We start from the raw sequence: 21,187 nt of genomic DNA on the forward strand, positions 1-21,187 counted from the left end.
CCGTGTTAGCGCGTCTTAATAACCAGACGATTGCTCTGTTTGACCTCTTCCATCACCACATAGGTACGGGTGTCGTTCACGCCTGGCAGACGCAGCAGGGTTTCCCCCAGCAGCTTACGGTAGGCGGACATATCAGGCACACGGGTTTTCAACAGGTAGTCGAAATCACCGGACACCAGATGACACTCTTGAATTTCTTCAAGTTTTTGTACAGCGGCGTTAAATTGCTCAAACACATCCGGCGCACCACGATTCAGAGTAATCTCAACAAATACCAGAAGTGAGGCATCCAGATAATGCGGGTTCAGCAGAGCCGTATAGCCCTGAATAAAACCCTGTCTTTCCAGTCGGCGCACACGCTCAAGGCACGGCGTCGGGGAAAGTCCCACACGTTTTGAAAGCTCGACGTTGGAAATACGCCCATCCTTTTGCAATTCATTAAGAATGTTACGATCGATACGGTCGAGATCTTTGCCAGGGCGCTTCTTGCTATCTACCATTATTATTGTCTCTCTGTATTCCTTCCCTACTCCTGCCTGGACCCTGTGCACATCACTGTTCAGAGCCTGTACCCGTTAGTCATCACATCGCCTGGTTATGTATTAGACGCGATGCGGATTCGGGTTCTGTTGGTAAGAAGACCGCTGCCCGAAGGCTGTCACCGACATCACGTATGGCGTCTGTCCACGCCATGCGTAGATTTCACTGACACGGTAAAAATGGCATTTACGTGCATGCCTATGCGGCATACGGTTAACGCGGTTTTTTTTCTTCCTTGAATGTTTTCGCAAATGCGCAGGGGATTGTCAAAGCAAAACATCGTTTTTTAGTACAAGATGCCGGATATTCATTACGGGGGGGTATTAATCCTCATTTTACTGCTTTATATACGAGCGGTTTTCAGTAGAAAACGTGATGTAACGGCACTGGATTCATCGGGCGCAGCTATTACATATATCGAAAGCAAAATCCCAGTGCTCTTTTTTTACGGCAACAAATTCCCTACAATCCAGCCCATTGCCTGCCAACAACAATGGGGATCTCATGGGCACGACCAAACACAGTAAGTTGTTAATCCTTGGTTCTGGACCTGCGGGATATACCGCGGCGGTCTATGCTGCACGCGCAAACCTGCAGCCGGTACTGATCACCGGCATGGAAAAAGGCGGTCAGTTGACCACCACCACGGAAGTGGAAAACTGGCCGGGCGACCCGAACGATCTGACCGGGCCGCTGCTGATGGAACGCATGCACGAGCATGCCGCCAAATTCGAAACCGAAATCCTGTTCGACCACATTAATAAAGTGGATTTGCAGAACCGTCCGTTCCGCCTGACGGGTGACAGCGGTGAATACACCTGCGATGCGCTAATCATTGCCACCGGCGCCTCTGCCCGTTATCTCGGCCTGCCGTCTGAAGAAGCGTTCAAAGGCCGCGGCGTCTCAGCCTGTGCGACCTGCGACGGTTTCTTCTACCGTAACCAGAAAGTCGCGGTTATCGGCGGCGGTAATACCGCGGTGGAAGAAGCGCTGTACCTGGCGAACATTGCCTCTGAAGTGCATCTGATCCACCGTCGTGACACCTTCCGCGCCGAGAAGATCCTTATTAAGCGCCTGATGGATAAAGTGGCGAGCGGCAACATCGTGCTGCACACCAACCGTACCCTGGAAGAAGTCACCGGCGATCAGATGGGCGTTGCGGGTCTGCGCATTCGTGATACCCAGAACACCGATAACGTCGAAACGCTGGAAGTGGCGGGCCTGTTTGTGGCAATCGGCCACAGCCCGAACACCGCGATCTTCGAAGGCCAGCTGGAGCTGGAAAACGGCTATATCAAAGTGCAGTCCGGCATTCACGGTAACGCGACCCAGACCAGCATCCCGGGCGTGTTCGCTGCAGGTGACGTGATGGACCATATTTATCGTCAGGCGATCACCTCTGCGGGCACCGGCTGTATGGCCGCGTTGGACGCTGAACGCTACCTCGATGGACTGGCTGAACAAGGTAAATAATCTTTACAAGTCAGTAACAAACGTAAATAAAGGCGGCCACAGGTCGCCTTTATTTTTGCTCGCGTGTAACATGCAGATGTCTAATTTCTTATAACGTCACCTGCAAAATACGCAATGGATAAAACCCGTCAACAAGAGTTAACACGCTGGCTGAAACAGCAAAGCGTTATTTCCCGCCGCTGGCTTACGATCTCCCGTCTTCTGGGGTTCGTTAGCGGTCTGTTGATTGTTGCCCAGGCATGGCTGCTGGCCCGCATTCTTAATCACATGATCATGGAGAACATTCCCCGCGAAGCGCTCCTGCTGCCCTTTATTGTTCTGATCCTGGTTTTTGTCCTGCGCGCCTGGGTGGTGTGGCTGCGTGAACGTGTCGGCTTCCACGCCGGACAGCATATCCGCTACGAGATCCGTCGTCAGGTGCTCGACCGCCTGCAGGAAGCCGGGCCCGCGTGGATCCAGGGTAAACCGGCCGGAAGCTGGGCGACGCTGATCCTTGAGCAGATCGACGATATGCACGATTACTACGCGCGCTATCTTCCGCAGATGGCGCTGGCGGTTTTTGTGCCGCTGTTGATTGTTATTGCCATCTTCCCGGTTAACTGGGTGGCGGCGCTGATCCTGCTGGGGACCGCCCCGCTGATCCCGCTGTTTATGGCGATGGTCGGCATGGGTGCGGCTGATGCCAACCGCCGCAACTTCCTGGCGCTGGGCCGGCTGAGCGGACATTTCCTCGATCGTCTGCGCGGGATGGAAACCCTGCGTATTTTTGGTCGCGGTGAAGCGGAAACCGAGAACATTCGCCTGGCATCACAGGACTTCCGCCAGCGCACGATGGAAGTGTTACGCCTGGCGTTCCTCTCGTCCGGCGTGCTGGAATTCTTTACCTCGCTGTCGATTGCCCTCGTGGCGGTTTATTTCGGTTTCTCCTATCTCGGCGCGCTGGATTTCGGCCACTACGGCACGGCGGTGACCCTCTCTGCCGGTTTCCTCGCGCTCATCCTGGCTCCGGAGTTTTTCCAGCCGCTTCGCGACCTGGGGACCTTCTATCATGCCAAAGCGCAGGCCGTTGGCGCGGCCGACAGCCTGAAAACCTTCCTGGAGACGCCGCTGGCGCACCCGGAGCGCGGTGACGTGGCGCTGAACGCTAAAGAGCCGGTAACCGTCGAAGCGAGCGATTTCTGCATTCTCTCACCGGAAGGAAAAGTGCTGGCTGGCCCGCTGAACTTTAGCCTGCCCGCCGGAAAACGCGTGGTGCTGGTCGGCACCAGCGGTTCAGGGAAGAGTTCTCTGCTGAATGCGTTATCCGGTTTTATGGCCTACACCGGTTCGCTGCGGATAAACAAAACTGAACTGCGTAATCTCGATCCCGACGCCTGGCGTAAGCAGCTCAGTTGGGTCGGACAAAACCCGCAGCTTCCTGCTTCCACGCTGCGCGAAAACGTGCTCCTGGCACGCCCGGATGCTCGTGAAGATGAACTGCAGTCCGTTCTCGACCGCGCGTGGGTCAGTGAATTTCTGCCGCTGCTCCCGCAGGGTGTCGATACCGTGGTAGGCGATCAGTCTGCCGGGCTGTCTGTCGGCCAGGCACAGCGCGTGGCCGTCGCCCGTGCGCTGCTGAACCCGTGCCAGCTGATGCTGCTGGATGAGCCTGCTGCCAGCCTGGATTCACACAGTGAACAGCGCGTCATGGCGGCCCTGAGCGCCGCTTCCCTGCAGCAAACCACCCTGATGGTTACCCATCAGCTGGAAGGCATTGCTGACTGGGATGAGATCTGGGTGATGGAAAACGGACATATTATTGAGCAAGGCAATTACGCCGCTCTTGTTGCCGCGCAGGGGCCGTTCGCCGCCCTGCTGGCGAACCGTCAGGAGGACATCTGATGCGTGCTCTGCTGCCTTATCTTGCGCTCTATAAACGCCACAAGTGGATGCTGACGCTGGGGATCGTGCTGGCGATTGTCACGCTGCTCGCCAGCATCGGCCTGCTCACGCTTTCCGGCTGGTTCCTGTCGGCCTCCGCCGTAGCCGGGTTCGCCGGATTATACAGCTTCAACTATATGCTGCCGGCGGCAGGCGTGCGGGGTACCGCCATTACCCGTACTGCCGGACGCTATTTCGAGCGGCTGGTCAGCCACGACGCGACGTTCCGCGTCCTGCAGCACCTGCGCATTTACACCTTCAGTAAACTGCTTCCCCTCTCCCCTGCCGGGCTGGCGCGTTTTCGCCAGGGCGAATTACTGAACCGTGTCGTTGCGGATGTCGACACGCTGGACCACCTATACCTGCGGGTGATCTCCCCGATAGTGGGCGCGTTTGTGGTGATTGCGGTAGTTACGCTGGGGCTGTCCGTTCTGGATGTTCCCGTTGCGCTGACGCTGGGTGGAATTATGCTGCTGACGCTCATTATTCTGCCGCCGCTGTTTTATCGCGCCGGGAAATCCACCGGGGAAAACCTGACGCGGCTGCGCGGGGATTACCGCCAGCAGCTGACCTCCTGGCTTCAGGGCCAGGCGGAGCTGACCATTTTTGGAGCCAGCAAGCGCTACCGTGCCCGAATGGAAAGTACGGAGCTGAACTGGCATGAAGCCCAGCGCCGCCAGTCGGAACTGACGGCCTTCTCGCAGGCGCTGATGGTGTTAATCGGCGGCGTGGCGGTGATCGCCATGCTATGGCTGGCATCAGGCGGCATTGGCGGTAATACCCAGCCAGGCCCTCTTATTGCCCTCTTTGTTTTCTGCGCGCTGGCCGCATTTGAGGCTCTGGCCCCGGTGACGGGCGCTTTCCAGCATCTTGGACAGGTGATCGCCTCTGCCCTGCGCATCACCCAGATTGCCGAACAGGAGCCTGAAGTCACGTTCAGTGCCGGGCAAACCACCGTGCCTGAGCAGGTGGCGCTGACGCTTGATAACGTGACCTTCGCCTATGACAAACAGGCGCAGAACGCGCTGGAGGGTATCAACCTTTCCGTTAATGCAGGGCAGCGGATTGCGATCCTCGGCCGTACCGGCTGCGGTAAGTCGACGCTGCTGCAGCTGCTGACGCGCGCCTGGGATCCACAGCACGGTCAGATTCGTTTTAATAACACGTTGCTGACTGATTTCAGCGAGCAGGCCCTGCGCAAGACCGTGAGCGTTGTTCCACAGCGCGTGCATCTGTTTAGCGCCACCCTGCGCGATAACCTGCTGCTGGCCGCGCCAGAGTCTTCGGACGATGATCTTCGCGCCGTACTGGAGCAGGTCGGACTGCAAAAGCTGCTTGAGGACGAAGGACTGAATAGCTGGCTGGGAGAAGGCGGTCGTCAGCTTTCCGGCGGAGAGCTGCGCCGTCTGGCCATTGCGCGCGCGCTGCTGCATGATGCACCTCTGATGCTGCTAGACGAACCTACAGAAGGGCTTGATGCGACAACCGAGAGTCAAATCCTTGATTTACTGGCAAACGTTATGGCAGGAAAAACCGTCCTGATGGTGACGCACCGCCTGCGCGGGCTGGCAAGTTTTGATCGGATAATTGTGATGGACAACGGACACATTATTGAGCAAGGTAGTCACGCAGAGCTGTTGGCGAAACAGGGTCGCTACTACCAGTTCAAACAGCGTCTGTAGACTATATTTGTAGCGTCCTCACTCGCGTACTGGAGTTTTGCTGTCATGCGCCTGGTCCAGCTTTCTCGTCATAACATCGCGTTTCCTTCGCCGGAGGGAGCGCTGCGTGAGCCCAACGGGCTGCTGGCCCTTGGCGGTGACCTTAGCCCTGCGCGGCTATTAATGGCCTACCAGCGCGGCATCTTCCCGTGGTTTTCTCCCGGCGACCCGATTTTATGGTGGTCTCCCGACCCGCGCGCCGTGCTGTGGCCAGCGCAGTTCCATCTGAGCCGCAGCATGAAGCGTTTCCATGCTAAATCCCCGTATCGCGTCACGCTGAATCACGCCTTTGGGCAGGTGATAGAAGGCTGTGCCGAAGATCGCCATGAAGGGACGTGGATCACCCGCGATATCGTCAACGCCTATCACCAGCTCCATGAGCTTGGCTACGCCCACTCCATTGAGGTCTGGGAAAAGGGGGAACTGGTTGGCGGCATGTACGGCGTGGCGCAAGGGACGCTGTTTTGCGGCGAATCGATGTTCTCCCGTGCGGTCAACGCCTCGAAAACCGCGTTGCTGGTCTTCTGCGAGGCCTTTGCCCAGCGCGGCGGACGCCTGATCGATTGTCAGGTACTCAACGAGCACACGGCCTCTCTCGGTGCAGTTGACATCCCGCGACGACAGTATATTGAGCATCTTGACGCCTGCCGTCAGGAGAAGCTCCCGCGCGACTTCTGGATCCCCAGAACGCTCTTTATGCCCAATGCTTAAATGTTTTCCGCATATTTTTTGTGAGGGTGTTATAATTATGCCGCAGAGTAGCTTCTGCCTGTTGCCCCGCCGCCGTTTGGGACCCTCGCTTCAGATAACGTCCTGACGTTTATCCTGTCGTCTCCCCTTTACGAATGCGCTTCCTGTTCGGTTGTACCGTGACGCTTGGGCAATGCGCCGAAACTGTTTTGCTGCGTTTTAATCGCGCAATTCTTTACTTAATTGATGAATTTCGGCATTATCTTGCCGGTTCAAAACTTGGTAGTGATACCCCAGAGGATTAGATGGCCAAAGAAGACAATATTGAAATGCAGGGTACCGTACTTGATACGTTGCCTAATACCATGTTTCGCGTAGAGCTGGAAAACGGTCACGTGGTAACTGCGCACATCTCCGGAAAAATGCGCAAAAACTACATCCGCATTTTGACGGGCGACAAAGTGACTGTTGAACTGACCCCGTACGACCTGAGCAAAGGCCGCATTGTCTTCCGTAGTCGCTAATTTTTTCGCCTGTAATGGCAGATGAATATATAAAAGGTCGGGTTAATCCCGGCCTTATTTTTTAGTGGTGCTGTTGATTATTTGAACAATTATTTAGCCGTTCGTTCCAGCTTCAGGGCTGTCTGTTCGACAGTGCACGGTGCGACGACTGTTAGGCCTTATTTTCTATTTTGCTGAGCTGCGTGTGCGGCAGTGCACTCTGGTGAGTTTGATGATTGTCCTGTGATGTATTTCTAAGCTGCCTGTACGGCAGTGCACAATCGACGCTTGTCACTCAGCTGTTCAATCTCTTTTCTAAGCTGCCTGTACGGCAGTGCCCCTATCGTTTTGGCCTGGAGTATTACGCCCTTCTTTCTAAGCTGCCTGTACGGCAGTGCACTTGTCATTTCCCTGACCCCGATGAATCGCGTATTTCTAAGCTGCCTGTACGGCAGTGCACACCTTCTGCTGAATGTGTGTAAATGACTTCATTTTCTAAGCTGCCTGTACGGCAGTGCACACGTTTGAGCCGGGGTTGATTTAGCAGAATATTTTCTAAGCTGCCTGTACGACAGTGCACCCGTCAGCTGACGTTGCTGACCTGTACTCCGTTTTCTAAGCTGCCTGTACGGCAGTGCACGTAAAGGGGCTCCGCTCACACATTCGGGTTATTTTCTAAGCTGCCTGTACGGCAGTGCACTACGTAAGCCAGATTCACGAAGCTGGCCTCTTTTTCTAAGCTGCCTGTACGGCAGTGCACAATAGCGCCACCACAGAGGATGGTATCAATATTTTCTAAGCTGCCTGTACGGCAGTGCACATCACTTCATGCTGCGGCGCTGCCATCAGGCTTTTCTAAGCTGCCTGTACGGCAGTGCACCACGGCTGAGCAGCCAGAGCTTCGAGCCCCACTTTCTAAGCTGCCTGTACGGCAGTGCACCAGACTGAGGCTGAAAAACCAATGAGCAAAAATTTCTAAGCTGCCTGTACGGCAGTGCACACACAGGAGGACAGATTGATTTCCAGGGCTTATTTCTAAGCTGCCTGTACGGCAGTGCACCTGGATTCGACGCTGAGAGTCCCGGCAATGCTTTTCTAAGCTGCCTGTACGGCAGTGCACTGAAATAATATCTCCACACCCTTCTGATTTGCATACAAAAAAAGCTAAAAAACCTTCTCTGACCCTCTTTTTTACCCACCAAAAATACTCATTTAAAATCAATGGATTACAAAACCGTTAAAAATCAGGGTCAAAACATCGTTCTTCTCACAAACCACCCAGCACAAAAAATCCCCATTCCACTCCATCTGACAAATGACTATACTTAACCATGACAAATGACATTAATCAGGAGGTAACATGAGAACCTGGATCCCCGCCAAGAAACCTGCTGATAACGCACTTTGGCGCTACGCCGGTTTACCCGCGAACAGAGGTATGCGGCTGATAGAATTTCTCAACCAGGGATTGCCCGTCAGCGTGCTCGACAATATTCATGAATGGACGGCCATGTCGAAAGCGGACATTTTACGCGTTACAGGGATTAATGAACGTAACGTGGCCCGCCGCAAAAGCGCGGGACGGACGCTGACGCCGGATGAGAGCGAACGCGTAGCCCGTTTTGTTCGGGTGCTGGATGCGGCCGTCGACTATTTTGGCAGTAAAGAAGAAGCATGGAACTGGCTTCAGTCGCCGGTGCGCGGGCTTGGCAATGTTGCGCCTGTTGACCTGATCGCTACGGAAACCGGTGCACTGGAAGTCACCGATTTGATTGGTCGTCTGGAACACGGAGTGTTTGCATGATTTTTTATCGGCTGGTGACGGGACGCTACGCCAGCGAAGCGTGGAGTGGAAGCGGCGCAAATCAGTACGGCGGTCGCTGGAATCATAAAGGGCATCCCGCCGTATATGTGTCCACGTCCATCTCGCTGGCCTCACTGGAGATTTTGGTGCACGTCAGAAAAGATACCGTGTTGAATCAGTACCAGCTTTTCAGCATTGATATCCCGGATGACCAGATTGATTACCTGGATAAAGCCTGGCTCCCCGAGGACTGGCAGGAAAATCCGGCACCGGTATCGACGATGGATCTGGGAACCGGATGGTTGCAGGCTAGCAGTGCCCTCGCGCTTATCCTACCTTCCTGCATCATACCCTATGAAAACAATGCCATCCTTAACCCCTTACATCCCGCATTCCACACGGCGCTCAGTTCTGTTCAGCAGATGCCCTTTATTTTTGATACCCGTCTCGCAGAAAAAACCGCACCCTGAACGCTGATGCGGCTGTGTTTTCTCAGAACCAGGGAACTGTCGCTGTCGCGCTCATCCCGTAGGTTGAAAAGCGTCCATCCACGGGTGCAGGAAGCAACTCACCATGACGAATAAAAAGCCTGAAAGACTGACCTGTAGAGAGGCTACGTAAATTAAGCCAGGGCAAATCAGTCCGCGCCTCTTCCATTTTTAATAGGCGCTGCTGCGCCTCTTCCTCAGTGATCCATCCTTTTTTTACCGAACGGCGCATAAGCCGCTGCGCGCTGCTTTTCACCTGCACACGGGACACGCATCGCCATTGCTTTACCTCTGGAACGGGTTGTATCGCCGTGCACAGGCAGTAATCGCTTAGTCCCTTTCGCCATGCCAGGGAGTCGAGCTCGCTTAACGCCTGTTGCGAACCGTGCAGGCGTAACATCGCGCCGGGCTTTATGCCATGTGCAGGGAAGCTGATACCAATATCCCCCAGCCCCCGCTGTCCCAGCGCACGATGCAGTTTAGCCATCAGCGCGGCCATCAGCATCTCCTCGCTGAACTCCGGGTCGGGCAGGACGCGGATCTCTAGATAGTGATCCATAACCACTCCTTACTCGCCCTTCTCACCGAAGACGCCGCCGCGGATCAGCACGGCCATCACATAATGCTGCTGTTCAACGTCAGGCTTTTGGCCCTTCGTCACCCAGTTGTCCAGCAAGGTATAGAAGTCCATTTTCTCTTTCGGCTGACGACAAGCCACACCGCGACTGGTGACTGAGCCGTACGGCTCAACGGCAATAGCGCCCAGCGCATCTACCTGAGGGTGCCAGGTATCGATAGTTCGAATGGCATTACCGATTTTCTGCGAATGCATGCCCGCAACGCTGTCTACCTGATACAACAGGCGGCTCTTGCTGCTGTTGCTGTCCAGAACCAGCTCCTGCGACGGGAAGATCTCCTGTCCGGCACCGAGTAGCACCTGCGCTTCGACGTTCAACAGCACAAAACCTTCGCCGCTAAGCCCTTTTTCGATTTCCTGGGCCAGTGCGTTTAGGCTCTCGTCGCTGGCAGAAAAATCTCGCAGCGCATAACTGTACGCATCAAACGTCCACGACTTACTGCCCGTCACGGTCACGATAATTTTTTCTGCACCGACGCGGTTACGCCATAAAAAACGTCCGTTCGCCAGGTTAGTTGCATAGCGGCGCGCCAGTTCTGCAAAACCGTGTTCAATGATATAGCCGTCGATAACCTGCTGAAGTTCATCCTGATAGGCGCGATCGTTACACACTGATGGCGTCGACAGGTTGCCCAGCACGCGTAGGGTAAACTTCACCTTCAGGGTGTCTGCATCGGCAGGAAGCGCCGCCACATCCACACGCTGCAGGTTCGCTTTCTGGATCTCGGCATCCAGTTTAGCCGGATCGTTGGTCAGGGCATTTTTCAAGCGGTTCGAAATCGTACCGCGGACCGCTTTTTCCTGTATACGGATCGGTTGCCACTGCTTGCCCTGCCAGCTTCCGGAATACATCACCGCATCCGAGGTTGCCAGCTTACGTTCAAATGCCAGTACGGATGCCGTTTTAACGGCCGTTGGAGCCTTTGCCATAAATAAGTCCTTTTTAATTAAGATGTTCAGTTGTCACCGGCGCGCCCGCGCCCTGACAGTAGTAGCCTGTTTCCGTCGTGCGATAACGCCAGAAAATCTCGTCCAGTGACCGAATACGGTGCATTCCGCACCACTCGCCCACGCCATACACGGCTTCCGTAAACGCGAAGGGCGTTTCCGCATCGCGCGCGTTTGCCACGACGCCGGGGGCGTAGAGTTCAGAGATACGCTGGTAGCCGGTCATTAATGGCACCAGATAACCGGAATTGGGTTTGGGAACAACATGCCAGTTGGCCGGTTCACCTTCGCGTATGTTGCCGTCTTCCGGCGTTTCGGCCTGTATTTTTAGCGCAGCAAAATCCAGCCAGGCGTCAAGCAGCGTGGCGTTAGGATCGTTTTCAAGAAGCATTTGATGATGTTCGCCCAGCCAGCTACTTCGGTCGCGTAAAGCAAAGCCCGGCATCAGTTGCCACTGTAATCGGCCCATCTCCTGAGCGCTGGCAGGCATCGCCATAACGGAAATATTCTGGATACCCACGATGATTCCTCCGGCCAGCCGGAGCGTAGGGCACACCTGAGACAGAAACTCGGCCAGGTCGCGTTGCCCGTATTCACCGTTGGGGATTTCCCCGTGACACTCCAGCAGCAGCGAAACCGTCATATGCATGCGCCCTTCTTCGTTAAAGGAGGCTGTTTTCGCGTCCCGTGTAAGCGGATTGCGGGTCAGGGCAAACTGATAATCGCGGCCAGACGTGTGCGCATGGATCTGTTGTTCGTGGCTGACCACGGCACAGCCATCAATGCGCAGCCCGTGCGTTTCGGTCAACCTGCGCGACAGCGCATGGGCAAATCCCAGGAAATGGGTAATGGCGGGGAAACCGTAAGTCAGGCCAGCAATCGCGTTGGCGTTTTCGACGCTGATACGGCGAAGCAGGATCAAGGAACTCATTTCAGCGCCTCCCGGATAATTTTTTCCATCTCACGCAGGTTACTGCGTAAACGCTCACGGGTTTGCCATTCACGCTGTTCCACATACCCCAGGTCCTTCAACGCCTTGCTCAGACGCGCGTTAAGCCACAGGGCAAAATCTGTCGCGACGCTAACCTGCCAGTCGTCTTTATCCCGCTCGAGCCGAAAAGCCTCATCGGTTTTGGTGCGCCAGGGATCGAGCCAGAGTTGTTGATGAGTGACTAATCGTTCGCACGAGAGCGTCCAGTTTTGCCACGTATCACGCTGTAGTTCCGACGCGACTACAAACAGCAGGTCGATAAGCGCATCAATGTATTCATCACGCGCTTCGCGAATACGGACGTTGGTGTAATCAGCGGTTCTGGCCAGTAAAGACACAAGCAGTTGAACAGTGCTGTTTGCACGTCGATCAAACCGACCACCTGAAGTGAAAATAGAACGTAACGTCGTCGGCGGCTTGTCTGCTTTTTTCCACTGCGGCGGCTGACAGGAAAGCAGCCAGCTCCGTCCGCCGCGTACGCTGTTAAGGTAAGAAATGTTTTGCGGTTTGGTGCCACCAAAGTGTATTTCCGCTGAATGCGGGAAAAGCGTCAGCGGAGTGGGATGCCAGGTTTTCTCCCGGCGCGCTTTCCAGATGGCTTTAACATCGTCGCCAAAACGGAAGGCAATCATTTTCTGATGCATGGCGTGAACAAGCGAGGTGGCAAATAACGGGCTCAGCAGATGGTAATTTTCACCTACCGGGAAATAGCCCTGTTTAGCCAGCTTGTGTGAAGCGGGCTCTCCGGGCGTTAAGGCACGGGAAAATCCCGCAATCCATTCATCCAGTTGGTTTGCGTCATCGGTAAAAGCGGCCAGCGCAGCGCGATCTCCGCGTTTCAGGCTTGCCAGTAGAGAATCACCACCGTTAACCCGCGTTTGCAGCAATTTCGCGACGTCCAGCGCCGCGGCGTTTCCCACGGCATCCGGTTCCAGACCTGACAACGCAGCGGTGCTGAGATACCCTTCCAGCGCCACTGCCTCGCTGTAGATACTGCTGCTTTTTGAATCCCCGTGGGTAAATTTCGCCGCATGGGTCACGAGGTTAATTTGTCCGGCTCGCTTCGCGGCATCCGTCAGCCAGGCTTTCGGTTCATAGCGAAGCTCCAGTTCCCGGCGTTCTGCCGCAAGCGTTGCGCTATCTGTATCGCTGCGCTTGGCGGCCTCTTTATCAAATGCTTCCAGCTTTGTTTGCCGTCGTCCGGCAATATACTCAGCAATGAAAGCGCTTAGTGCTTCAACTGACATACTCGCTCCTGGCTCCTTATCGATATTCCCTGAACACACCCAACACCGGGTGATACAGCCATTGCTCTGTCTCCTCCTCCCTGCTGATTCTCAATGTGATTTCGCCATACCGTCGCGATACCGCGGCCAGCTCCATCTGGCTTGTCTCGGCCAGCGCCTGTAATACCTCGCCATAATCAATCGCCATCCACGGCTCTACGCCGTGAGCCATCGATAAGGTCTTCTCGCAAAACCGTCCCGCAGGCTTTAACACCCCGTTTTCCTGCATCAGGCAAAACTCAGGTTGCTCACCTTCGTCTTCCATGCTTAAAAAGAAAGTGTCCTGCGGCGACGAGCGGCGAAACGGCGTCCGCCGCTGCAACTCACCGTTCCACGTCAGCGGCAGCCGCCACCACGACGCGGCAACCGCATCTGACCGTTCGCCGCCATCCAACAATGCGGCTCGCAACCGGGCATGCTCCAGCGCCGCCAGCGCATTGCCGGGCAGGTTTTCAACGATGCGCGGGATCGCATTCAGCGTGCGATAGCCCTCTTCGCTGAGCAGCTCATGGAGATCGTGGTGAGGCAGAAGATGATGTTCAGTTTCAAAACCGGGTCGGCAGTAGGCGACCTTTTCTCCGCGAAGCGCACGCACATTGCGTTCCAGAATCACAAGGTTTTCGCTCTCAGGCACGATCTGACGATGCCGCTGAATACGCCCTGCAAACTGAATAAGTGAACGCATCGAACTCGGCTCGATAATCCCCCAGTCGGCATCAAAATCGCGCCCGACTTCCAGAACGGATGTGCCGAGCACGACAAAGAGATGATGCTGTTCCGGTGACGTCAGCGCCTGCTTAACGTCAGGCAACTGCCAGACCTGCTGCGGTTTGTGCCGCGCGAACGCGGCATCGAGTCGTTTTTCAATCGCCGCACGCACAGCCAGCGGGTGCTGGCTGTGGTACACGCAATAATGAATGCGGTAATTCTCCGGAGAAGGTAATGCCATCAGCGCCTGCGCGACGGCAACCAGCGGGTTGATGTTCGCCATCCTCACCAGACCAAACGACACGGTTTTGCCGCTTTTGTGCGTGCTGCGATGATCGTCGTGCAGCACGATCATGTGCTGGTGCAAGGTCTGCGCCAGCGCAGAGACAACATCGGCAGTACAGAAAGACTGCGGCATGACGGCAGCCAGTTTCCCCAGGCGAAGCCGGGGCTGGTCTGGCAGACGTTTGATTCGCTGGCGAACAAAGTCGTCATGCGCCCGGCGAAAATGCGCATCTTCGGCCACATCCTGCGACTGCGCGCCGTATTCATCAAACCAGGCGCAACAGATACTCGTCGGTCTGTCCGACTGACCGCACGCCGCCTGCCAGGCTTTACGCCCTTCCCGATAGGCTTCAAACAGCGCTTCCGTTAATGCAGGGGGCAGCGTTGCGGAGGAGAGCAGCACGCGAGAGCCGAGCATGCCCGCCCAGTTCACCAGCCGACAAAGGGCGTGCAAATCATCAACGTCAAAATCATCAGGCTCGTCAAGCACCAGGTCGCTGGTCAGCAGGCGCAGCATGGCGGGGATCTGCCTGCCGCCGCGCACGCCTTCCGTGGCAGGCATCAGGTGATCGATGGTTGTCACCAGCACCGGGGCACTGACCAGACGGTTTAGCGCCGGTTCTTTCGCCAGCCATTGCTGCGCGATCCCGCTACTGGTCGCCCCTTCATAATGCACGTAATGATGGCTGGCGAAGAACGCTTCGTCGCTGGCGCTACTGATATCTTCGGTATCATTGCCCTGATACAACTCCTTCACGGCTGCGGCACCGGTCACCACGGCCAGCGTGTCGTCATCCAGCCCCAGGCGCGACTGCAAAGCCTGCCCCGTTTGCAGCGTCAGCGTGCGTAACCCCAGCGCCACGCTGAAACGACATCCCGCCTGCTCATCTGCCAGCGCGTACATAATTCGGGCATTGGCAAAGGTTTTACCGCATCCGGTCGAGGCCATATTGATGCCGAAGAAGCCCTGCTCTTCACTTTTCTCGCGCAGGGAAGAGGCGACATCCCAGACCTTGTTCTGCCAGTCAAAACGCTCTTCTTTCGCCCTTTCCCGAAACGTTTTATGCCGGGCGATGGCGGGCAATGAACGGCGCAACGCAGGAAGAGAACGCCCCATCAATAGCGCCTGATGCGCGACACCGACATTGTGCTCATCCAGTTTTTGCTTAAGCTGCCCGGATTGGCGGTCGCTGTTGGCCCAGCACGGGATGGCATCGTCCTGCCATCCTGAATAAGCGGGTTGTGAGGAGTACACGTGATCGGCCAGCATCAGCGACAGGCGGGCAAGATGGAGGGTAAAGAGATTATCCAGCGATCCCGCGTGTAGCAGCGCAGGCAGGTTTCGGATGCGTTTACCAATCTGTCGAGCCTTCTTTCGCCAGGTTTGACTCTTTAGCGGCGTTCCGTGGGGGAATTTCCAGACATTTTTAAAATCACGCGCTTTCCACTGATGTTTTTCGGTAGATTTATGATTAAGCGCGTTCCAGTCCGCATTCAGCTGTTTCTCAAACCAGCCTTCGCAATAGAGCAACTCAGGACGAGTCGAATGCGACTGGGGTAAACGGTGGTGCGACAATATCAGCCATACCACAACTTTCGCCAGAGGTGGAAGCTTTTCCAAAAGGCTGCATTTCTTGTCTGTGTCCCTCTTCAGCGCTTTCAGCATCGCCTTTTCGTCAGTGGCTTTTAGTTGAGTAAGGGATGTCAGCCATTGTTCATCGCTACGCTCTCCTACAAACGCCTCGAACAGACGCACCGAGATCCACTCATGGCGATACGGCTGGCAAACGTGCTGGCTTTCCCCCTTGAGCATCTGCTGGAAGCACATCCCCGCTTTACCAAAATCATGAAACAGCCCAGCGATCGCCGCCAGCAAGGCGATGCTTTCCGCGCTTTGCCAGCGGTGTTCACCGTCGTTGCGAATAACTTGTAGCGTCGTGCGATTCGTTGGCACGCGCCCCTGCGCGTTAAAGCGACGCAAGTTTCCGACTATCCACAGCAGTTCGGTTTGACCGTTTTTTTTCAGCCAGTGGCAGGCCACGGCGGTGTTACGACGGGCCGTTCTACGCAGCAGCTTGCGCAGCGTGACGACGCCTTCCATCGTAATCGTCGTCTGCCACGCCGCGTCACCCGTGCGCTCAGCAAACTGATCGATAATCCGGCAGCTTTGCTCGCGCGCACGTTTGGTACATCGGGAGATAATCAGCACATTCATTTTTCAACGCCCACCAGAGAGTGCGAGGTGTCCTGCAAGGTGGCGATCATCACATCCAGCGCTTCTGCCTGTTGAAACGCGTTGATGCAGCGCTGACGAAACTGTTGATTATCCTCACCCTCCATCGCCGCAATAAAGGCCTGCGGCATAACGAGGGCGTCTTTAATTAAATCAGCAATATCAAAAACCAGCCCGCCGCGTCGGGTTTTTCCGTGCATGACGGCCAGACCATGAGGAATGCCCGTGACCCAGGCCGCGACAGCCGCCAGCCCGTAGGCCAGATAGTTGCCCTGATCGAGAAAACGGTTCGCCATATCCGTCCCGCCACCGCGTTTGGCGCGGGTAAAGCTGCCATAGCCCACCGTCTGGCTGGTGAGTTTGTAGAGCGATTTTGTGAGCTGCGCTTCCTGGAGCATCAGCGAGGTGTGATCCTGTGCGTTTTCCATGCCCGTTCTGGCCCGCTCCAGAGTAGCCTCCAGCGCGACCTTATCAGGCTGAAAAGGCGTATCTCGCTGTATTCGCAGCCTCTCCCATTGTTTTTCAATTTGCTGTAAACGGATAAATTGAAAATGCTTTGCTGCCTGCAGACGTTTTTCTTCATCAAACCAGAACGAGACCCAGTTTTGTAAATACGCCGTTGGACGATATTCGCTTTGCGGGCTGAGCCATGAGACATCGATATCCACCTCGTTCGCAGAATAAAGCGGCGTACCGTCCGTTCCGCAAAAGCCGACCATCACCCCAGCCCGGGCAAACTCCCGCATTGCCATTTGCGTAACGGATGTTCCCATTCCCAGCATCACTGCCGTGGTATTCGCGATGGGAATATTCCAGTAAAAAGACTCTTTTCCTTCCTGGGTGACATATTCAACACGCCCACCATTTACCTGGATGCGGCATTTCTCCAGGTAATAAATGTTGGCGCGTTTTGAATGCAGGATGGTTTTTAAATCTGTTGGGGTAACGCTGTTTGCAGGCATAGCAACGGCTTTAATTTCAAGGTATTGAATGCGGGTATGTTATCGGAGATGAGAGAAATACAAATGTGATATATATCAAATGAATGGAAATTTCTGTGATAACTAAACAAAAACACATTATTTTTTTAAAGTATTATTTTTAAAAATAATATATACACGGAAATATAATTAACCCCTGAATGGGATTTTTATTTAATCTGAAAATGGATAGCGTGTGGATGATGGTATTTCGTTTTTAAATAGACAAGGTGAATATTTGTGAGGGATGGGTTTACTTGTACTGTCTGTGAGATAGTAACGCCATTTCCACGGCATTAAAGCCCAAAGGGGCTTTCAAAGCTGCCTGTACGGCAGTGAATAACAGAGAAATCCTGTGATATGGGCCTGTCCTTTTCTAAGCTGCCTGCACGGCAGTGAATCCAACTGATATCCGCAATCTCGCATTCCTGGCTTTCTAAGCTGCCAGCACGGCAGTGAACTGTGAAACACACTATCAGCACACACCAGATCATTTCTAAGCTGCCTGTACGGCAGTGAACGGTGACTACTGCCGGTTTTGGTGCGTCGCTTTTTTCTAAGCTGCCTGTACGGCAGTGAACGGAATGCGCGTAAGCGCATGAAGGCGCGAGCTGTTTCTAAGCTGCCTGTACGGCAGTGAACCCGTAATGCTTTTTGAGTCCTCGCTTCGCTGCGTTTCTAAGCTGCCTGTACGGCAGTGAACGGGAGCATTTAGCCCAGGGTTTTTATTTTGAGTTTCTAAGCTGCCTGTACGGCAGTGAACGGTCACTCTCCACTCAATGACCTTGTGCGAGATTTCTAAGCTGCCTGTACGGCAGTGAACGCGAAATACGGGTTAAACGTGACCCATACTTCTTTCTAAGCTGCCTGTACGGCAGTGAATTCAAAAATGCAGCTTGCGATTGAGCGTCTGACTTTCTAAGCTGCCTGTACGGCAGTGAACGTGGTGATAGCATGCAGGGAACCATTGAGCCTTTTCTAAGCTGCCTGTACGGCAGTGAACTACCATCATCTGTTAAAATAATTGTTGTATCTTTTCTAAGCTGCCTGTACGGCAGTGAACCCTCATCGACGAACATTGCTCTTATCTTTTTATTTCTAAGCTGCCTGTACGGCAGTGAACCGCACCATTTATTTTGTATATTGATAGTTATATTTCTAAGCTGCCTGTACGGCAGTGAACAACGTTTTCATAGCTCCCCCTATACAATTAAGTTTCTAAGCTGCCTGTACGGCAGTGAACTGAAAGGAAACAACGCCATCTTATTGTTAGCAAATAAAATAATCAACTTTTACGCCTAAAACCCTTTTTTCTGGAACGTAAATCCGCACTATATAAATCAATATGTTACGTAAGCATCAGAAAAAAGGGTATAAACCAATGGCGTCAGAATAACGCCCCCGACGCCCTGGATTGCACTTAGGAAATAATGTGAATTACCGTTTCTTCACGTTGAGGCGCAACAACATCTGCGGCCATAGAATGCGTAATGTCATGGAGCAGTCCTGTAAGATGCGGCAGCATGTCGCGGTCAAAATGCGACACCAGCAGCACATGATTCAACGCCCGGCAGTAGTCACATTTCGTTTCGGTATCTTCCAGCAGCCACTCTTTTTGTCGCGGTTGTTCCGCTTCGTCCTCAAATTCCACCACTTGAAAATCACGCATGGATTCCGTGAGGCCGGTTTTAACTTCTTCCAGATAAGCCCCGAGGCAACGGCATACGGGCTGCGTTTGGGGGAGTGATTTGCAGTCGAGCAGGATTTCGGTGAGCAGTTTGCAGCGCTGGGCAAGGGTTGGGAGATCGGGGTTGAGGGAGAGCTCGCTGTAGAAATGGACGAGGTTGTTTTCTGTATTCATTGGGTAATTCCTTCACACACTTTGAATTTACCACCGCAGGAAACGCCAATTTGCTGGCGGCGGACGAAAAGGAATTGGCGTACCAGTGTGTGTGCTACTGGCGCTTCAAAAGAAGCTTCCGATTCGCCCGCCAGATGCAGAATTATACCCTTTTCCTTAGGGCGAACGAAGCCTGCAGCATTACTGCTGCTCACACACTTTCAGGACGCCAATCCCGGCACCTGATTTTGCAGGTGCGCCGCCATTTTATTACTGTGTATTTATCCAGCAACTGACTTCGAAAGAAACTGGAAAGCGCCTCGCAAAATTCCTCTGCAGCCACATGCTCTCCCCCCTCTCCTACAACAAAGGACGTCCAAAAAGAACAAATAATAATGTAATTTAAGTGAGAGAGGTGCAGGACGGGTTGGAATGCGTGATAACTTCTCCGGACGCACTTTGAAATCGGAAAATAAGCCAATCAAAATAATAAACAACTGATAATCCAGTTTTATATTCACCACATTAATTATTTAAGTCCATTCATCCATCAAGATGATAAAGAGTAATCTTTTTCCTATTTAACAAAAGTGAGAGCATGATCACTTGATCAAATGTTTTCGTATAAGAAGATAAACGCATTAAACTAAAGGAATATATTATGTATTACAGCGAAGAAATCATTAGGAAAATTGGAACCGATAAAGAGCTAGCAGTGCGATTAGATAAAGCGTTAGCTGGAGTTAAAGAGGGGGTCGTAGATTATTTAAATGGTCTGGAGGATGGCGTAACACGATTACTTTATTATACTTCTTGTCTTACAGACAATTATCAAGATGTGTGTAATAAACTAATATCTGAGGATAAAAGATTTTTGTTTTCTCTGTATGAACTGATAAAGCATCGGGATGTTATATTCCGGATGATAAAAATATACATTGAAACACTTCTAAAAAATAAGAGTGATGTAGAAAAAAAATCAATCCTTGAGAAATTAACACCCTTTACAACACACTACTCTATAAAATACATTTCAAAAAATGGTTTAATATATACTGTGACATCTTATATATGCTACGGGAATAAGATGAGTTTAGTAGTACAAGATGCATTAATGAAAAAAATTGGTAGCAGAGTCGGATGGGTGGTGGGAGGCGCAAATATTTATGGCATTGTTCAACATGCTGCTGAAAGTGCAAATAATCTAAAATATTATTGTCCATTATTTTATAATGCTTTATATAGAGAGGGATTAGAAATGCTGTATTTCTTGATCGAACCGATTATCCTGAAAGCAGGATATCTGAATATTAGCTTAGCCTCGAATGAGGAAATTACCCAAGCATTAAAGAGAATGATGTGATAATGTTTAATTTGATAAATGAATTTCTTTGGCGTTGTGTTAAGCGTTTATTTACCAGTATTAAAGGTGATTGCATTAATGATCTTATAGGTTGGGGGATTATTTTTTTTATTATAATGATCTCCATTTTCGTTTCGGCTCTAGTAAATAATAACAAGGTTTCATTTATAATTATCGTCTCTATAGTAGTGACTATATTTTCATTAGTACTTTTTTATAAAGGAAAAAAATAAATGTCTATACCAGCATATATGTGGCTTACCGATGAAAATAACTCACCTATAATGGGGGAGTGCTTAATGCCTACACGATTGGGTTCGACAGAACTTAAATCGTTCAATCATTCTGTATGGATCCCTACAGATTATAACACTGGAAAACTTACTGGTACGCGCCTACATGTTCCAATTACATTTGAAAAAGAGATAGATCGCCTCACTCCCTATTTATTCAGGGCGGTATGTCAGGGTAGAACACTTAAAACTGCTTTAATAAAAATGTACAGGATTAATGAAGCAGGAATAGAAGTAGAATACTTTAATATAAAGATGGAGAACGTAAAAATTACAAGGATTTCCCCCATTTTATTTCCAATGGGCGTTGCAAGTAAGCATATGGAAGAAATTGAAATTCGTTATGAATCTATAGAATGGATTTACTGTGATGGGAACATAATGTTCAAAGACTCATGGAATGAAAGAGCAGTAGCATAAAAAAGGACTCCAAAGAGTCCTTTTTCTGATATGCCCATACGTCTCTTTACTTGCAAACACAAAA

General features: G+C 52.6%; 17 protein-coding genes and 2 CRISPR repeat arrays. Of the genes, 9 read left to right on the forward strand and 8 right to left on the reverse strand.

Translation table 11 applies throughout. The features are described 5' to 3' along the window. Window positions 1–5: 5 nt before the first annotated feature. Window positions 6–500 (reverse strand): leucine-responsive transcriptional regulator Lrp, encoded by a 495-nt coding sequence (gene lrp / locus A6013_RS03370; protein ID WP_000228469.1) that lies wholly within the window; start codon window positions 498–500, stop codon window positions 6–8. A gap of 544 nt (window positions 501–1,044) precedes the next feature. Here lrp and trxB point away from each other — a divergent pair. The 7 genes from trxB (at window position 1,045) to A6013_RS03405 (ending at window position 9,121) form a co-directional block, all read left to right on the forward strand. After that, window positions 1,045–2,013, forward strand: coding sequence for a thioredoxin-disulfide reductase (gene trxB, locus A6013_RS03375; RefSeq protein WP_028012555.1), 969 nt, complete (start codon window positions 1,045–1,047; stop codon window positions 2,011–2,013). Window positions 2,014–2,127: 114 nt separating this feature from the next. Next, entirely contained in the window at window positions 2,128–3,894 is a 1,767-nt protein-coding gene (gene cydD, locus A6013_RS03380; RefSeq protein ID WP_069732550.1) for a cysteine/glutathione ABC transporter permease/ATP-binding protein CydD, read from the forward strand. Next, on the forward strand, window positions 3,894–5,615 hold the full coding sequence (gene cydC / locus A6013_RS03385) for a cysteine/glutathione ABC transporter ATP-binding protein/permease CydC (protein WP_069732551.1): 1,722 nt from the start codon (window positions 3,894–3,896) through the stop codon (window positions 5,613–5,615). Before cydD ends, cydC begins: the two co-directional genes overlap by 1 nt. Before the next feature lie 45 nt (window positions 5,616–5,660). Then, a complete protein-coding gene (gene aat / locus A6013_RS03390; RefSeq protein ID WP_041910636.1) occupies window positions 5,661–6,365 on the forward strand; it encodes a leucyl/phenylalanyl-tRNA--protein transferase in 705 nt (234 codons plus the stop codon). A 284-nt stretch (window positions 6,366–6,649) separates the two neighbouring features. Beyond that, complete coding sequence (gene infA / locus A6013_RS03395; protein ID WP_002211347.1) at window positions 6,650–6,868, forward strand: translation initiation factor IF-1; 219 nt, start codon at window positions 6,650–6,652, stop codon at window positions 6,866–6,868. A 110-nt stretch (window positions 6,869–6,978) separates the two neighbouring features. Further along, a CRISPR array of direct repeats spans window positions 6,979–7,967; the repeat unit is 28 nt; unit sequence TTTCTAAGCTGCCTGTACGGCAGTGCAC. A gap of 240 nt (window positions 7,968–8,207) precedes the next feature. Further along, complete coding sequence (locus tag A6013_RS03400; RefSeq protein ID WP_045261776.1) at window positions 8,208–8,651, forward strand: antitoxin Xre/MbcA/ParS toxin-binding domain-containing protein; 444 nt, start codon at window positions 8,208–8,210, stop codon at window positions 8,649–8,651. Then, on the forward strand, window positions 8,648–9,121 hold the full coding sequence (locus tag A6013_RS03405) for an RES family NAD+ phosphorylase (protein WP_045261777.1): 474 nt from the start codon (window positions 8,648–8,650) through the stop codon (window positions 9,119–9,121). The genes A6013_RS03400 and A6013_RS03405 overlap by 4 nt, the downstream gene beginning before the upstream one ends. Before the next feature lie 22 nt (window positions 9,122–9,143). Here A6013_RS03405 and cas6f read toward each other — a convergent pair whose 3' ends face one another. The 7 genes from cas6f to A6013_RS03440 all read right to left on the reverse strand — a co-directional run bounded on the left by cas6f (window position 9,144) and on the right by A6013_RS03440 (window position 19,068). Beyond that, the gene (gene cas6f, locus A6013_RS03410; RefSeq protein ID WP_045261778.1) at window positions 9,144–9,698 is read right to left on the reverse strand and encodes a type I-F CRISPR-associated endoribonuclease Cas6/Csy4; all 555 of its coding nucleotides are present in this window, start codon (window positions 9,696–9,698) and stop codon (window positions 9,144–9,146) included. Window positions 9,699–9,707: 9 nt separating this feature from the next. Further along, a complete protein-coding gene (gene csy3, locus A6013_RS03415) occupies window positions 9,708–10,706 on the reverse strand; it encodes a type I-F CRISPR-associated protein Csy3 (protein WP_069732552.1) in 999 nt (332 codons plus the stop codon). Between the two features lie 13 nt (window positions 10,707–10,719). After that, window positions 10,720–11,655: a type I-F CRISPR-associated protein Csy2 gene (gene csy2, locus A6013_RS03420; RefSeq protein ID WP_069732553.1), complete on the reverse strand. Its 936-nt coding sequence runs from the start codon at window positions 11,653–11,655 to the stop codon at window positions 10,720–10,722. After that, window positions 11,652–12,962 carry a type I-F CRISPR-associated protein Csy1 gene (csy1, locus tag A6013_RS03425; RefSeq protein ID WP_069732554.1) on the reverse strand — a complete coding sequence of 437 codons (1,311 nt, stop codon included), beginning with the start codon at window positions 12,960–12,962 and terminating at the stop codon, window positions 11,652–11,654. Before csy1 ends, csy2 begins: the two co-directional genes overlap by 4 nt. A gap of 16 nt (window positions 12,963–12,978) precedes the next feature. Continuing rightward, window positions 12,979–16,209 carry a type I-F CRISPR-associated helicase Cas3f gene (gene cas3f / locus A6013_RS03430; RefSeq protein ID WP_069732555.1) on the reverse strand — a complete coding sequence of 1,077 codons (3,231 nt, stop codon included), beginning with the start codon at window positions 16,207–16,209 and terminating at the stop codon, window positions 12,979–12,981. Continuing rightward, the gene (cas1f, locus tag A6013_RS03435; protein ID WP_069732556.1) at window positions 16,206–17,189 is read right to left on the reverse strand and encodes a type I-F CRISPR-associated endonuclease Cas1f; all 984 of its coding nucleotides are present in this window, start codon (window positions 17,187–17,189) and stop codon (window positions 16,206–16,208) included. The genes cas3f and cas1f overlap by 4 nt, the downstream gene beginning before the upstream one ends. A 331-nt stretch (window positions 17,190–17,520) precedes the next feature. After that, window positions 17,521–18,450: direct repeats of the CRISPR family, unit length 27 nt; unit sequence TTTCTAAGCTGCCTGTACGGCAGTGAA. 177 nt (window positions 18,451–18,627) lie between these two features. Further along, the gene (locus A6013_RS03440) at window positions 18,628–19,068 is read right to left on the reverse strand and encodes a hypothetical protein (RefSeq protein ID WP_069732557.1); all 441 of its coding nucleotides are present in this window, start codon (window positions 19,066–19,068) and stop codon (window positions 18,628–18,630) included. Between the two features lie 640 nt (window positions 19,069–19,708). On the opposite strand from A6013_RS03440, the gene A6013_RS03445 reads away from it, so the two are divergent. Together A6013_RS03445 and A6013_RS03455 are read left to right on the forward strand one after the other, a co-directional pair. Further along, the gene (locus A6013_RS03445; protein ID WP_069732558.1) at window positions 19,709–20,410 is read left to right on the forward strand and encodes a hypothetical protein; all 702 of its coding nucleotides are present in this window, start codon (window positions 19,709–19,711) and stop codon (window positions 20,408–20,410) included. A gap of 233 nt (window positions 20,411–20,643) precedes the next feature. Then, complete coding sequence (locus tag A6013_RS03455) at window positions 20,644–21,123, forward strand: type VI secretion system tube protein TssD (RefSeq protein ID WP_069732560.1); 480 nt, start codon at window positions 20,644–20,646, stop codon at window positions 21,121–21,123. The last annotated feature ends 64 nt before the right edge of the window (window positions 21,124–21,187 follow it).

Origin of the sequence: Enterobacter sp. IF2SW-B1 (assembly GCF_001743375.1) — a bacterium.
GTDB lineage: Bacteria > Pseudomonadota > Gammaproteobacteria > Enterobacterales > Enterobacteriaceae > Enterobacter > Enterobacter bugandensis.